The sequence below is a fragment of the Streptomyces sp. NBC_01176 genome, assembly GCF_045039825.1.
GTDB lineage: Bacteria > Actinomycetota > Actinomycetes > Streptomycetales > Streptomycetaceae > Streptomyces.
This window is the reverse complement of the sequence record NZ_CP108600.1, coordinates 8,856,836-8,870,682: the sequence shown is the minus strand read 5'-3', so window position 1 is coordinate 8,870,682 and position 13,847 is coordinate 8,856,836. Positions and strand designations below refer to the sequence as shown.

The 13,847-nt window shown below is 72.7% G+C and carries 14 protein-coding genes; 6 read left to right on the top strand and 8 right to left on the bottom strand.

Translation table 11 applies throughout. The annotated features are described in order from the left end of the window. Window positions 1–115 precede the first annotated feature (115 nt). From dhaK to OG199_RS38570, 3 genes are all read left to right on the top strand, one after another. The gene (gene dhaK / locus OG199_RS38580) at window positions 116–1,108 is read left to right on the top strand and encodes a dihydroxyacetone kinase subunit DhaK (protein ID WP_356808849.1); all 993 of its coding nucleotides are present in this window, start codon (window positions 116–118) and stop codon (window positions 1,106–1,108) included. A 190-nt stretch (window positions 1,109–1,298) separates the two neighbouring features. Further along, window positions 1,299–1,898, top strand: a complete 600-nt coding sequence (gene dhaL, locus OG199_RS38575; RefSeq protein ID WP_405833501.1) for a dihydroxyacetone kinase subunit DhaL — start codon at window positions 1,299–1,301, stop codon at window positions 1,896–1,898. 67 nt (window positions 1,899–1,965) lie between these two features. After that, window positions 1,966–2,352: a PTS-dependent dihydroxyacetone kinase phosphotransferase subunit DhaM gene (locus OG199_RS38570; protein ID WP_405834801.1), complete on the top strand. Its 387-nt coding sequence runs from the start codon at window positions 1,966–1,968 to the stop codon at window positions 2,350–2,352. 280 nt (window positions 2,353–2,632) lie between these two features. On the opposite strand, the gene OG199_RS38565 is transcribed toward OG199_RS38570, so the two are convergent. Continuing rightward, the gene (locus tag OG199_RS38565) at window positions 2,633–3,265 is read right to left on the bottom strand and encodes a glycoside hydrolase family 75 protein (RefSeq protein ID WP_356808856.1); all 633 of its coding nucleotides are present in this window, start codon (window positions 3,263–3,265) and stop codon (window positions 2,633–2,635) included. Window positions 3,266–3,704: 439 nt separating this feature from the next. On the opposite strand from OG199_RS38565, the gene OG199_RS38560 reads away from it, so the two are divergent. Continuing rightward, a complete protein-coding gene (locus OG199_RS38560) occupies window positions 3,705–4,673 on the top strand; it encodes a fibronectin type III domain-containing protein (RefSeq protein WP_405833499.1) in 969 nt (322 codons plus the stop codon). A gap of 201 nt (window positions 4,674–4,874) precedes the next feature. Further along, window positions 4,875–5,501 carry a hypothetical protein gene (locus OG199_RS38555; RefSeq protein WP_405833498.1) on the top strand — a complete coding sequence of 209 codons (627 nt, stop codon included), beginning with the start codon at window positions 4,875–4,877 and terminating at the stop codon, window positions 5,499–5,501. A 57-nt stretch (window positions 5,502–5,558) separates the two neighbouring features. Here the strand turns inward: OG199_RS38555 and OG199_RS38550 are convergent, their stop codons facing one another. From OG199_RS38550 to OG199_RS38530, 5 genes are all read right to left on the bottom strand, one after another. Continuing rightward, on the bottom strand, window positions 5,559–6,173 hold the full coding sequence (locus OG199_RS38550; protein ID WP_401802278.1) for a PadR family transcriptional regulator: 615 nt from the start codon (window positions 6,171–6,173) through the stop codon (window positions 5,559–5,561). A 60-nt stretch (window positions 6,174–6,233) separates the two neighbouring features. Then, window positions 6,234–8,249 (bottom strand): FAD-dependent oxidoreductase, encoded by a 2,016-nt coding sequence (locus OG199_RS38545; RefSeq protein ID WP_405833495.1) that lies wholly within the window; start codon window positions 8,247–8,249, stop codon window positions 6,234–6,236. Window positions 8,250–8,375: 126 nt separating this feature from the next. After that, window positions 8,376–9,176, bottom strand: a complete 801-nt coding sequence (locus OG199_RS38540; RefSeq protein ID WP_405833493.1) for an alpha/beta fold hydrolase — start codon at window positions 9,174–9,176, stop codon at window positions 8,376–8,378. 180 nt (window positions 9,177–9,356) lie between these two features. Beyond that, on the bottom strand, window positions 9,357–10,130 hold the full coding sequence (locus OG199_RS38535; RefSeq protein ID WP_356797773.1) for a putative protein N(5)-glutamine methyltransferase: 774 nt from the start codon (window positions 10,128–10,130) through the stop codon (window positions 9,357–9,359). A 177-nt stretch (window positions 10,131–10,307) separates the two neighbouring features. After that, window positions 10,308–11,396, bottom strand: coding sequence for a hypothetical protein (locus OG199_RS38530; RefSeq protein WP_405834799.1), 1,089 nt, complete (start codon window positions 11,394–11,396; stop codon window positions 10,308–10,310). A gap of 88 nt (window positions 11,397–11,484) precedes the next feature. Here OG199_RS38530 and OG199_RS38525 point away from each other — a divergent pair, with 88 nt between their 5' ends. After that, on the top strand, window positions 11,485–11,988 hold the full coding sequence (locus OG199_RS38525) for a MarR family winged helix-turn-helix transcriptional regulator (protein ID WP_356797775.1): 504 nt from the start codon (window positions 11,485–11,487) through the stop codon (window positions 11,986–11,988). 102 nt (window positions 11,989–12,090) lie between these two features. Here the strand turns inward: OG199_RS38525 and OG199_RS38520 are convergent, their stop codons facing one another. Both OG199_RS38520 and OG199_RS38515 read right to left on the bottom strand, forming a co-directional pair. After that, window positions 12,091–12,822 carry a GNAT family N-acetyltransferase gene (locus OG199_RS38520; protein WP_401802269.1) on the bottom strand — a complete coding sequence of 244 codons (732 nt, stop codon included), beginning with the start codon at window positions 12,820–12,822 and terminating at the stop codon, window positions 12,091–12,093. After that, window positions 12,819–13,739 carry an NADP-dependent oxidoreductase gene (locus OG199_RS38515; protein ID WP_356797779.1) on the bottom strand — a complete coding sequence of 307 codons (921 nt, stop codon included), beginning with the start codon at window positions 13,737–13,739 and terminating at the stop codon, window positions 12,819–12,821. Before OG199_RS38515 ends, OG199_RS38520 begins: the two co-directional genes overlap by 4 nt. Window positions 13,740–13,847 lie beyond the last annotated feature (108 nt).

Here is a 13,847-nt window from a genome sequence, read left to right as displayed (position 1 = left end):
CGCAGTGACGAGCCCTCAGCACCGACGACCGCCGGAACCGAACGCCCTCCATGCCCAACGAACAGGCGCGAATGCAGGTCACGGGCTCCACTCTTACGCTCACCAGGAGGTACCCATGAAGATGCTGATCAACGTGGCGGAGACGGTGGTCGCGGACGCGCTGCGGGGGATGGCGGCCGCACACCCGGACCTCACGGTGGATGTCGAGAACCGCGTGATCGTACGGCGTGACGCCCCGGTGGCCGGAAAGGTGGGCCTCGTCTCCGGCGGCGGATCGGGCCACGAGCCCCTGCACGGCGGTTTCGTCGGTCCCGGCATGCTGTCGGCGGCCTGTCCGGGCGAGGTCTTCACCTCTCCCGTGCCGGACCAGATGCTGCGGGCCGCTGCCGCCGTGAACAGCGGCGCGGGTGTGCTGTTCATCGTGAAGAACTACACCGGTGACGTGCTGAACTTCGACATGGCGGCCGAACTCGCCGAGGACGAGGGCATCCAGATCGCCAAGGTGCTGGTCAACGACGACGTCGCCGTCACCGACAGTCTCTACACGGCCGGCCGGCGCGGCACGGGCGCGACGCTGTTCGTGGAGAAGATCGCGGGCGCCGCGGCCGAGGAGGGCGCCCCGCTGGAGCGGGTGGAGTCGCTCGCCCGGCAGGTCAATGAGAACTCCCGGAGTTTCGGTGTCGCGCTCAGCGCCTGCACCACTCCGGCCAAGGGCAGCCCCACCTTCGACCTGCCGCCCGGGGAACTGGAGTTGGGCGTCGGCATCCACGGCGAGCCCGGCCGGGAGCGGCGCGCGATGATGACCTCGCGTGAGATCGCCGACTTCTCGGTGCACGCGATCCTGGAGGACATGAACCCGCGCAATCCCGTTCTCGTCCTGGTCAACGGCATGGGCGCGACCCCGCTCCTGGAGCTGTACGGGTTCAACGCGGAGGTGCAGCGGGTGCTCGGCGAGCGCGGGATCCCCGTCGCGCGCACGCTGGTCGGGAACTACGTCACCTCGCTGGACATGGCCGGTGCGTCGGTGACGCTGTGCCAGGTCGACGAGGAACTGCTGCGACTGTGGGACGCGCCGGTGAGGACACCGGGGCTGCGCTGGGGCGTGTGAACCGGCCCGCCGCCCGGCAGGCGGTGCTCACGGCCACAGCCACGGCCACGGCCACGGCCACGGCCACAGCCACAGCCACAGCCACAGCCACAGCCACAGCCACAGCCACAGCCATGGTCGCCACCACGACCGCGGTCAGGACCACGACTCATCTCATCGGCCCAACGTAGGTACCACGCAAGGAGATTCTGTGCTCGACGCCGATTTCTTCCGCCGTTGGATGACGGCGACCGCCGCGTCGGTGGACCGTGAGGCGCAGCGGCTCACGGCTCTGGACTCGCCGATCGGAGACGCCGACCACGGCAGCAATCTGCAGCGCGGGTTCACCGCCGTGGTGAACGTGCTGGAGAAGGACGCGCCGGACACCCCGGGCGCCGTCCTCACGCTCGCCGGACGTCAGCTGATCTCCACGGTCGGGGGCGCGTCGGGGCCCTTGTACGGCACCCTGCTGCGCCGTACGGGGAAGGCCCTCGGGGACACCGCCGAGGTCTCCGAGGAACAGTTCGCCGACGCGCTGCGGGCGGGGGTCGACGCCGTCATGGCGCTGGGCGGGGCAGCACCCGGCGACAAGACGATGATCGACGCCCTGGTCCCGGCGGTGGACGCGCTCTCCGACTCCTTCGCGGCCGCGGCCACGGCCGCGGAGGAGGGCGCCGCCGCCACGATCCCGTTGCAGGCCCGCAAGGGCAGGGCGAGTTATCTGGGCGAGCGCAGCATCGGGCACCAGGATCCCGGTGCCACCTCGTCGTCCTTGCTGATCGGGGCACTGGTGGAGGCGTCCGGTGAGTGACTCCGACAACACCGCGGACAACACCGCGGACAGGACCGCGGACAGGACCGCGGACAAGCTCGTCGGCATCGTGCTCGTCTCGCACAGCGCCGCCGTCGCCGCCTCGGTCGCCGAACTGGCGACGGGGCTCGCGGGCGGCGGCACGACCGTGCCCGTCGCCCCGGCCGGCGGCACGTTGGACGGCGGCCTGGGCACCAGCGCCGAACTGATCTCGGCGGCGGCCGCCTCCGTCGACCGTGGCGCCGGGGTCGCCGTCCTCATGGATCTGGGCAGCGCGGTGCTCACGGTGAAGGCCCTCCTCGCGGAGGGCGACGAACTGCCCGGCAACACCCGCCTGGTGGACGCGCCCTTCGTCGAAGGCGCGGTGGCCGCGGTCGTCACGGCCTCCACGGGAGCCGACCTCGCGGCCGTCGAGGCGGCGGCCGCGGAGGCGTACACGTACCGGAAGGCATGATCCGGATGACGTGTGGAGGGGACGCGGGCGAGGGGCCCACGGGCAATGAGCCGAGGCCCGCTGTTCCGTGACCGGAGACGGGGGCGAGGCCGACTGTTCCGTGACCGGAGACGGGGGCGCCGCGAGGCCAAAGCCGAGGCCGAAGTCCCGGATTCGGAGCCCCCGGGTTCGCGCCCGGGGGCTCCGAATCCGGCGCCCGCTCCGGGGGACCGGCCTCCTTCCGCCGCGCCGGCGACGGCACCTTCGGGCAGCCCAGGAGGGTCGAGGAGAGGGCCGCCGCTCATCCGTCCCGCAGGAACAGCCTGGCCAGCCGCTCACCCTCCGCCAGGGCGGCCGCGTGGTCCTCGATGGGCTCCACCCGGGAGTTCTTGAACGCGATGTAGGTGACCCCTGAGTCCGTCCCGCCGTGACGCGGGTCGCCGCCGATGCCGAGCGCCTTGGCGGTGGCGTACGAGGCCTCGCCGATGATGCGGCGCGGGCCGATGTCTCCGACGACCGCGTACTGGACCCGGTCCTGGTAGATCACGGCGACCACCGACCCGCCACGGATCCCGTGGTCGCTGTGGTTCCAGAGGGGGCTGGGGGCGGGCACGACGACGTACGGAAGGGTCTCGGCACTGAGGTAGCGCCCGTCCGTCTGCCGGTAGGCGGTGGCCGCGGAGAAGAGCGGGTCGGTCCGACGGTTGCACAGGGCGCCGGGTCGCCCGTCGCAGTCGATGTCCATGTCGGCCTTCCAGAAGACGACGCCCCGCCCCCCGCAGACGGGGATCTCGGCGCGAGTTCCTTCGTCCGTGCGATAGCGCCCCTTCGACACGGGAACGCAGTCCCGCACCTTCGCGAGGAGGTCGGCGGCCGGTACGGTCCCCTCCCCCGACGCGGGCGCGGTGGGGTCCGGGTCGGCTGCTGCGCACATCGCGGGTACGAGCACGGTGGCGCCGACCGCGAGCAGCGCGAGCGACCGGACACGTAAGGCACGCAGGGCACGCACGATGAAGGACCCTCTCCTGGGACACGCCGACGGGCTCTCACCCAATCTCGTGCGCGTCCGACGGCGCGGCCACCCGAGAGGGCCGGAAGGAGCACCGTGGACCGGGCGGCGCGTGCCGCGGTCGAGCGGCCCGAGCCTCGATCGGCTCGGGCCGCTCGACCGCCCTCGCCGGCGCGGGAACAGCGACGACAGCGGTCCGCGCCGTGGGCGCGAACTTCCGTGAGTGGTAGGTGAGTTCGCGCCGCGTCAGGCATCAGCATACGGAGCCGACGGCGGTCCGACGAACGCCCGCTCGTCCTCTTGATGTGGACGCGTCAGCCGTGTCTTATAGGTACAGACCAATCCCGTCGAGGGAGGCAGACCCGTGCGACGCGTATTCCCCGTGGTGGTGTGCGGCTCACTGTTCGTCCTGACCTCGTGCGCCGGGGGTGCGGACACCCCCGGCCGGCCAGTGCCACCGGCACCGATGGGGGTCACCGCGGCGGCCGGCAGTTCGACCAGCGTGCACGTGATGTGGAACCGGGTCTCCGGAAAGCCGGAGGTCACCGCCTACGAGGTGTATCGCGGCACTACCAAGGTCGACCGGGTGCCTGGCGCGGAGCACATGGTGGACGTCACCAGGCTCGCTCCGTCCACGACCTACGTCTTCACCGTCCGGGCCCTGGACTCGGACGGGAACCCCGGACCGCCCAGCACCGAGGTCCGCGCCACCACACCGGCCGCGGTCGCCGCCGACCGCACCGCGCCGAGCCGCCCCGGGCAGCCGCGCGGCAGGACGGTCGGAAGCCGGGCGGCGCAGTTGGAGTGGTCGCCGTCCACGGACGCCCGGGGCGTGGCCTCGTACGACATCTACCAGGGCGGTTCGAAGATCCACAGCGTCGGCGGCGCACAGACCGCGACGGTGGTCACCGGGCTGCGCCCCGGCACCGAGTACTCCTTCACCGTCAGGGCACGCGACGCGGCCGACAACGTCTCCCCCGCGAGCGCCGCCGTACGGCTGGCCACGGAACCGGGCGCGGGCGACGGCCGGGGCACCGCGCCGACCGACTTCCGCGTCAGCGCCCACCGGACGGACGGCGCCTACTACTTGGACCTGTCCTGGATGCCGCCCCGCACGGACGGCGTGATCACGGAGTACCGGATCGACCTGGACGGCCATCAGGCGACCTCGCTCGTCTGGGGCGGCACACCTCCCCGCGGCAGGTCCACGTACAGCTTCTACGTCGGCCGGAACGCCGGGGTCGCGTACCGGGTGCGGCTGCGGGCGAAGCTGCCGGACGGGACCTGGGGCGGGTTCTCGACGGAACGGTCCGTGACGACGGGCGGGGGGTGACGGGCGGCACCCCGCTGTGCCGTGGGCCGGCCCCTGGGCGGGACACCCTCCGCCGGACGAAGGAATTCGTCACCTGCCCGGTCCCGTCCGCATGCGGGCCCGACCCGGGGCACGTTGGCTCGTCCCCAGGCAGCACGGGCCTTTCCCACCCTTGGCGGCGCACCGGACGTCCCGCCAACCGTGCCGCTGGAGGACGGTCCAATGCGCACTGCTCGGGATTTCCGCCGCTCGGGGCCGGCCATGGCCGTCGCCGCGCTTCCGCTGACCCTGGCCACGGTGACCGCCGCAGCGGCCGCTTCGGGCATCTCCGTGAGCGCCAGCGGTTCCAAGGTCACGGTCACCACCAGTGCCTGCCGGAACGTGGACGGCGGTTTCGGCAGCGCCTCCCTGCTCTCCGGTGGGCAGTCGAACTTCTCCCAGGGACGACAGGTGTCGCTGTCCGGGACGAGCGCGGGTCAGTCGGCGGTGTGGTCGGACGTCGGCGCCGGCACGTACACGGTCATCGTGCTCTGCCAGGACGGGCGGACCGCGGGCACCCAGGCCGTGAAGGTCTCCGCGCCGTCCGCGCCGTCGGCGCCGTCCGCGCCCTCCGCGCCCTCGGCAACTTCGACGTTCTCGGCGTCCTCGGCGTCCTCCGCGTCCTCCGCGTCCTCGGTACCCACCGTCTCGGCGACGGCCGCGCCGACGCGCGGGGTGCAGGGCGGTCTCGGCGGGGCGGCCACGGACCACAGCACGGCCACCACCATGGCCGGCGGGGCCCTGGTGACCACCGGTGTCGTGGCGACGGCCTGGTTCCTGCGCCGCAGGTCCAAGCCCCACCGGCTCTGACCCGCCGGCCCGTCGCTCCGACGGCCGCCCGTCCGGCACGGACCGGTCCTCCTCACGTCAGCCCGACGCGGACCGGTCCTCCCCGGGCGCGTCCGATGCGGGCCCGGAGCTCGTCTCCTCCCGCTCGGGCGGCCGGTCCCCCAGGTGCTCGAACTCCTCCAGCGCATGGCTCAGCCACCGGGTCCAGAAGGTCTCCAGGTCGATACCGGCCCGCAGCACCAGGTGCCGCAGCCGGTCCTGGGGAGCGTTCCTGACGGGTGGGAAGTCCCGCTCCTCGATCTCCTCGTACTCCGCCAACTGCCGCTGGTGAAGGGCGAGATGACGACGCAGATCGGTCTCGATGCCCGCGGTGCCGACGACGGCCGAGGCCCGCAGCCGCAGCAGCATCGTGTCACGCAGGGGCTTGGGGTCCTGGCTCACGGCGGTCCAGCGGGCCAGTTCGTCCCGGCCCGCCGGCAGCACCTCGTAGCTCTTCTTCTGTCCCCGGGCCGGCTGCGCGGACGGCAGGGCGCGGATGTATCCCTCGGACTCCAGCCTTCCCAGCTCGCGATAGATCTGCTGGTGCGTCGCCGACCAGAAGTAGCCGATCGACTTGTCGAACCGCCTGGTGAGTTCGAGTCCCGACGAGGGCCTTTCGAGCAGAGCGGTGAGGATCGCGTGCGGGAGTGACATGGGTTCATCCTAGGGAGGGCCGTCCCCGGCACGGCCCTCGCTGTCGTGTGCGCCCGGGGCCTACAGGGCCGCCGCGAGCTCCGTGCCCTGCTTGATGGCCCGCTTGGCGTCCAGCTCGGCGGCCACGTCGGCACCGCCGATCAGATGCACGCTGTGCCCCGCGGCGGACAGTTCCTCGTACAGGTCGCGACGGGGCTCCTGCCCGGTGCACAGCACGATGGTGTCGACCTCCAGCACCTGACCCGCGCCGTCGACGGTGACGTGCAGTCCGGCGTCGTCGATACGGTCGTACCGGACGCCCGGAACCATGGTGACGCCCCGGTGCTTGAGCTCGGTGCGGTGGATCCAGCCCGTGGTCTTGCCCAGTCCGGCGCCGACCTTGGAGGCCTTGCGCTGCAGGAGGTGGACGGTGCGCGGCGGTGCGGACCGCTCGGGCGTGCCGAGGCCGCCGGGGGCGCGGTAGTCCATGTCGACGCCCCAGTTGCGGAAGTACGTCGCCGGGTCCTCGCTCGCCTTGTCGCCGCCGTCGGTGAGGTACTCGGCGACGTCGAAGCCGATGCCGCCCGCGCCGAGGATCGCGACCCGGTCGCCGACCGGGGCCTCGCCCCGCAGGACGTCGAGGTAGCCGACGACACTGGGGTGGTCGACACCGGGTATCTCGGGGGTGCGCGGAAGCACGCCGGTGGCGACCACGACCTCGTCGTAGCCGGACACGTCACCGGCGGCGACGCGGGTGTTCAACCGCACGTCCACGCCGTGCCGTTCGAGCTGGGTCCGGAAGTACCGGATCGTCTCGTCGAACTCCTGCTTGCCGGGGACCTTGCGGGCCACGTTCAGCTGGCCGCCGATCTCGCCCGCGGCGTCGTAGAGCGTGACGTCGTGGCCGCGCTCGGCCGCGGAGACCGCGCAGGCCAGTCCCGCGGGGCCCGCGCCCACCACGGCCACGCGCTTGCGCAGCCGGGTCGGGGCGAGGACCAGCTCGGTCTCGTGGCAGGCCCGCGGGTTGACCAGGCACGAGGTGATCCGGCCACTGAAGGTGTGATCGAGGCAGGCCTGGTTGCAGCCGATGCAGGTGTTGATGGCCTCCGGCTGCCCGGCCGCCGCCTTGGCGACGAAGTCGGGATCGGCGAGCATCGGCCGGGCGAGCGACACCATGTCGGCGTGGCCGTCCGCGAGCAACTGCTCCGCGATCTCGGGGGTGTTGATGCGATTGGTGGTCACGAGGGGGACGGAGACGGCGCCCATCACCTTCTTGGTCACCCAGGCGTACGCGCCGCGCGGCACGGAGGTGGCGATGGTGGGGATACGGGCCTCGTGCCAGCCGATGCCGGTGTTGATGATCGTGGCTCCGGCGGCCTCCACGGCCCGGGCGAGTGTGATCACCTCGTCCAGGGAGGAGCCGCCCGGCACCAGGTCCAGCATCGAAAGGCGGTAGATGATGATGAAGTTCTCGCCGACGGCCTCGCGCACCCGGCGGACGATCTCGACGGGGAAGCGCGACCGGTTCTCGTAGGAGCCGCCCCAGCGGTCCTCGCGCCGGTTGGTCTGGAGGGCGATGAACTCGTTGATCAGGTAGCCCTCGGAGCCCATGATCTCGACGCCGTCGTAGCCGGCCCGCTGAGCGAGCCGGGCGGCGCGCGCGTAGTCGTCGATCGTCTGCTCGACCTCGGCGTCGGTGAGCGCGTGCGGGGTGAAGGGACTGATCGGTGCCTGCAGGGCGCTGGGCGCGACCAGGTCCTGGTGGTAGGCGTACCGCCCGAAGTGCAGGATCTGCATCGCGATCTTCCCGCCCTCGCGGTGCACCGCGGCGGTGACCCCGGCGTGCTGCTCGGCCTCGGCCTCGGTGGTCAGCTTCGCGCCGCCCTCGTAGGGCCGTCCCGCCTCGTTGGGCGCGATGCCGCCGGTGACCATGAGGCCGACACCGCCGCGGGCCCGGGTGGCGTAGAACTCCGCCATCCGCTCGAAGCCTCGCTCGGCCTCCTCCAGTCCCACGTGCATGGAGCCCATGAGGACCCGGTTGGGGAGCGTGGTGAATCCCAGGTCGAGCGGGTTCAGCAGGTGCGGGTAACGGCTCATCGGGCCCTCCGTGCGCGGCAGACGTACGTCTGTTGTAGACGACGGGACACGCCTTGTGCAACTAGTTGCACAATGAGGAGGGTCACTCCGGGCCGCTCCGGATCACTCCGGGCCGCTCCGGGCCGCTCAGCCGAGGGCCACCCTGGCGACGAGTTCGGCCACCGGCGCGGGCTGGTCGACCATGACCAGGTGCCCGGCGTCGGGGACGGTGACCATCGTGACGTTCGGGCCGGCCTCGAGCCCGGCCCGCTCCTCGGCGGTCAGCCCGATCTCGTCCCGGTCGCCGCGTACGACCCAGGCCGGGGCGCCCGACGCGCGGAGCCGCGCCACCAGGGAGCCATGGCGGTCGAGGTAGGCGAAGTAGTGACGGATCTCCCGGCGGCAGAACGCCGGGTCGTTCTTCCCGAACTCCGCGACCAGCGCCGCGCGCCGCCCCGGGGGCAGGCTGCCGGCCATGACGCGCGGTACCAGCCGCACCAGGGCCCACCAGGTCAGAGCCCCGATGCCCGGGAGCCTCCCGAGCCGGTCCGCGACGGCCAGCGACCTGGGTTCGTCGGGGCGCGAGAAGGTCGGGGACAACAGCACCACCGGGCCGGAGAAGTGGCCGCCCGCCACCATCTCCAGGGCGATGTTGGCACCGAGACTGTGGCCCACGACGACATCGCACCCGTGCTCCGCGGCGAGCGCCCCGGCGAGCGCCGCGTAGTTCTCCAGGGCGAGGTCCCTGGGCGCCGGGGTCCCGGCGTGGCCCGGGACCGTCGCGGCCACCAGTCGCACCGGCGCGCGCAGGAGCGCCGGCGCGCGGACCATGTCGTCGTAGAACGCCTTGCTGCACATGCCTCCCGGCAGGAGCAGCACGCTCCTCGGCGCGTCGGCGGGACCGGACTCCTGGACGTCCCACAAGGGGTACTCCTGGGCGCTGCTCACGGTCGGGCCTCCGTCTCCTGCCTCCGGTCAGCCACAGTGTGGCGGGGTGACCGGGGCGGGGTGACGATCCAGGGCCGGACGCGGCATGTCGGGCGGCCGGGCCCGGCCTCCCGAGACCCGGCCGCTCCGGGTCCGACCGCTCAAGCCGCTCAGGGTCCGAGCGCTCAAGGGCCCGGTCGCTCAGGGCCTGGTGCCGATCACGACGTTGGCGTACAGCTCGTCGGAGACGGCCAGTCCGGCGATCAGGCCGCTGCGCGCGAAGGCCTCCACGGCCAGGGGCGCCTGGGGTTCGCTCGTCTCGACCAGGAGGCTGCCGCCGGGGGCCAGCCAGCGGGGGGCCTCCTCGGCCACCCGGCGCAGGATGTCGAGACCGTCCGCGCCTCCGTCGAGGGCGGTGAGCGGCTCGTGGTCGCGGGCCTCAGGCGGCAGCAGCCCGACCTCGTCCGTGGGGACGTACGGCACGTTGGCGGCGAGGACGTCGACGCGACCGCGCAGGGTGTCGGGCAGAGCCGCGTACAGGTCGCCCTGGTGGACCCGGCCCCCGAAGGGCGCGACGTTGCGGCGGGCACAGCGGACCGCGGCCGGGTCGATGTCGGCGGCGTGCAGTTCGGGTCCGTCGAGGGACGCCGCGAGCGCGGCGCCGACCGCGCCCGAGCCACAGCACAGATCCACGACCAGGGAGACGTTCCGGGCGAGGGCGACGGCCTGGTCGACGAGGAACTCGGTACGGCGGCGCGGTACGAACACACCCGGTTCCACGGAGATGCGCAGACCGTGGAACCCGGCCCAGCCGACGACGTGTTCGAGGGGCAGTCCCGAGACGCGTCGGTCCACCATGGCGGTGACCTCGTCCGGGGTGCGGGCGGTGGAGAGTATCAACTCCGCCTCGTCCTCGGCGAAGACACAGCCTGCGGCACGGAGAGCGGCGACAACGGAATCGGATGGGGAGGGCATGGAAGCCGAGAGCCTTTCGGTGAACCGAAGGGCGCTCTCGCGGTCGCCTACTGGCAGTGAGCCACGTCGACCCGAGATGAGAGCACCCGACCTGAACTGACGGTAATGGGTCCCACCTCCTCGGCAACTCCCGGGCTGGGGCGTTCCGCAGCCGGAACGGTCACCTTACAGGACCGGTCAGACGACGACCGACTCCTCCAGTTCCTCCGCCGCCTCCCGTTCCTCCGCCGTTTCCCGCTCCCCCGCGATACCGCGCTGTCGCGACTCCTCCGGCGGGACGAGCGCCGGCTCCTCCCGTACGGCTCCCCGCGCGCGCCCGCGCTCGACGGCACCGGCGACGGCCGTGACCAGCAGACCGACGACCAGCCAGACGACCAACGTCCCCACGTCGCCGCTCAGTCCGTCACGGTCGAAGTACAGGAGGCTGCGGATGCCCTCGACGAAGCCGGCGCCGTTCCAGAAGGAGTGCAGCGCACCGAAGAAGCCGTTCTGCAGTTCGGGCCGGAACAGACCCCCGGAACTGGTGAAGTTGAGCATCACGAAGAGCACCATCATGGCGAGCGTGGTCCACCGCTTGAGGAACGTGTGGAGGCCGACGCCGACGAAGAGGATGCCCGCCGAGTAGAGCCAGGCCATGCCCCACACACCCGCGAGGTCGTGGTGCGCGAGACGGAACACGGGTCCGGCGAGCAGCGCGCCGATACCACTCACCACCGCCGAGACCCCGACGGCCAGCAGGCCCCGTATCCGCAGCGGCAGCTCCGCGCCGGCGGCGCCGAGCGCGGCGACGGACGCGTAGGAGCCGATGCTCAACGCGATCAGCAGGAAGAACAGCCCCTGGCCCGTGGGGTCGTCGGCGACCGGCGGGGCGACGTCGGTGACCTTCAGCACCGCCCCCTGCCGGGCGGCGACCGGCGTGAAGACCTTCTCGACCGCCGTGGCGCCCATGTCGGACGCGGCGGTGGCGACGACGAGTTCGGGTGAATGGGCGCCCGGGACATAGGCGCCGGTGATGTCACGGGACCTGAGCAGGCCGACCGCCTCGGTGCGGGTCGCCACGGTCCGTACGTCGAGCTTGCTCCCCGCCGCGTCCTTCACGGTCTGGGCGAACACCTTCGTCTCGGCGCCGGAGCCCACGACGGCCACCGGGAGATGGTGCGGCTCGGGCGTGACGAACGCGCCCATATAGGCCAGCCCCATACCGAGACACATCAGCAGCGGGGTGACCAGGTGCGTGAGCACATGGCGCAGGGCTGGTGAGCGCAGTCCGGTGACCACGGAACCTCCTTTTGATTGGCATATACAACCATCGATCAAGTTGTACTATACAACCAGGAGAGTGAGGGGAGGCCCCATGAAGGCAGGCGAAGGGCCCGATGAGACCGTCGTCACCACCGGCGGGTCGGCCGGGGCGGCCGTCGAGACCATCCAGCGCGAGATGACGGCCTTCGCCCGGCGCGCCAGGGCCTCGGCCGGGCGCATGCACCCGGAGCTGTCGCTCGTCTCGTACACCCTGCTCGGCCACCTGGAGGAGAGCGGCGGCTGCCGTGCCACCGACCTGGCCGCGCACTACGCTCTGGACAAGTCCACGGTGAGCCGTCAGGTGGCGGTGCTGGAGCGGGCCGGGCTCATCGGGCGCCGGCTCGACCCCGACGACCACCGGGTACAGGTGCTGCATCTGACCGAGGCGGGCACCCGGATCCTGGCCCAGGTCACCGAGAGCCGCCGGATCGCCTTCCGCGAGCGGCTCGCGGACTGGCCGGCGGAGGATCTGGAGCGGTTCGCCACGTATCTGGTGCGGTACAACACGGCTTCCGGGGCGTCCACGGCGTCCGTCCGGCAGGTGCCGGAGAGCTGACGGATCCTCCTGCGTGAGGCGCCCGCACCGGGCACCTCACGCCGCCGGTCATGGACGTCGGGCGACCCCCGAGCGCCGCCCGACGTCCATGACCCGCTCCCGTCAGCGGGCTCCGACGGTCTGCCCGTCCGCCAGGTGTTCGGGTACCCGCGCGGCCAGGAAGCGGGTCGTGCGGCGCAGCTCGAAGCCCAGGGACTCGTAGAGACGGATCGCGCCGGTGTTCCCCGCGGCGGTGTGCAGGAACGGTGTCTCGCCCCGCTCCCGGATCCCGTGCGCGACGGCGAGGATGAGCCGGGACGCCAGTCCCTGACCGCGGAAGTCCGGGTCGGTGCAGACCGCGCTGATCTCGGTCCAGCCCGGCGGATGCAACCGCTCCCCCGCCATGGCGATCAGCGCGCCGTCCCGGCGGATCCCGAGGTAGGTGCCGAGTTCGACGGTGCGCGCCAGGAACGGGCCGGGCCTGGTGCGCTCCACCAGGTCGAGCATCTCCGGTACGTCGGCGGCGCCGAGCCGTACCGCTTCGGCGTCCGGCGCCGCGGCGAGTCCGGCGTCGACGAGCTGGACGCCGTCGATGCTGAAGGTCAGCTCCCAGCCGTCCGGGGTCCGCCCGTTGAACCCGGCCAGCGGAGCCTCGCCACCCGGACCCACGAGGGCCGCGAGGTCCGCCCAGTCGTCCGCGTCCGGCGCGTCGGGCAGGGCCAGCCACGGGGATACGTCGACGGGGTAGCGCAGGACGCGGCCGCGGCGTTCGGCGAAGTGGGCGTGCGGGCCGGTCAGCGAACCGAGGGCGGGGTTGTCCAGCGGGTGCGCCGCTGCGGTACGGGCGTCGCTCATCGGGCGACCTCGATCACGATCTTGCCGCGCGCATGGCCGCCCTCGACGGCACGCAGCGCCTCGGCGGCCCGGTCCAGCGGGAACGTCCCGGTCACGAAGGGCCGGAGCCGGCCGTCGACCACGAGCCGCGCCACCTCGTCGAGGACGGCGGACGTGCGGGCCCGCTCGACGCCCGCTCCGCCGAGCCGCGCGACCGTCTCCCGGTCGGCGCCGGTGATCAGCTTCGTCCGGTCGGCCAGCAGGGTCGCCGCGGCCTCCAGCACCTCACCCCCGACGAGGTCGAGGACACCGTCCACACCGTCCGGCGCCGCCGCCCGCACCCGCTCGGCCGGACCGGGGCCGGCCGGGACGTGCACGGCGCCGAGCGACTCGACGAAGTCCTTCTTGCCGTCGCTCGCGAGCCCCACCACGCGCAGCCCGAGTACCCGCGCGATCTGCGTGGCCGCGACGCCCACACCGCCGCCCGCGCCGGTGATCAGCACGGTCGCGCCCGAGGGCAGGCCGAGCTGGTGGATCGCGTCGTACGCCGTCGCGGCCGCGACGGGCAGTGTCGCCGCGTCCGTGAACGAGAGCGCGGCGGGCTTGTGGGCGGTCACCGTCGTGGGCAGCAGGGCGTAGTCGGCGTATCCGCCGGCCACCGGGTTGCCGAAGACCTCGTCCCCCACCGCGAACCCGGTCACGTCGGGGCCGGTCTCCTCGACCACTCCCGCGACCTCGTTCCCGAACACGGCCGGCAGCTCGCGGGCCGCGGCGCCGGGGCGGCGGTAGCCCGTCCGCTGCTTCCAGTCGACGGGGTTCACACCCGCCGCACGCACGGCGACGAGCACCTGGCCGGCTCCCGGGCTCGGCCGGTCCTGTTCCACCAGGGCCTCGGCCTCGGGGCCGCCGTACCGGGTGAAGACGTACGCCTTGGGCATCCTGCTCCCTCGCTCTCCCTCGCTGTCACCGGTGGCAGGGGCGCACCGGGGCCGGCATGGGGGCAAGGACGATCACGCCTCGGCTATTCCCCGGCCCCGGCAACGTTC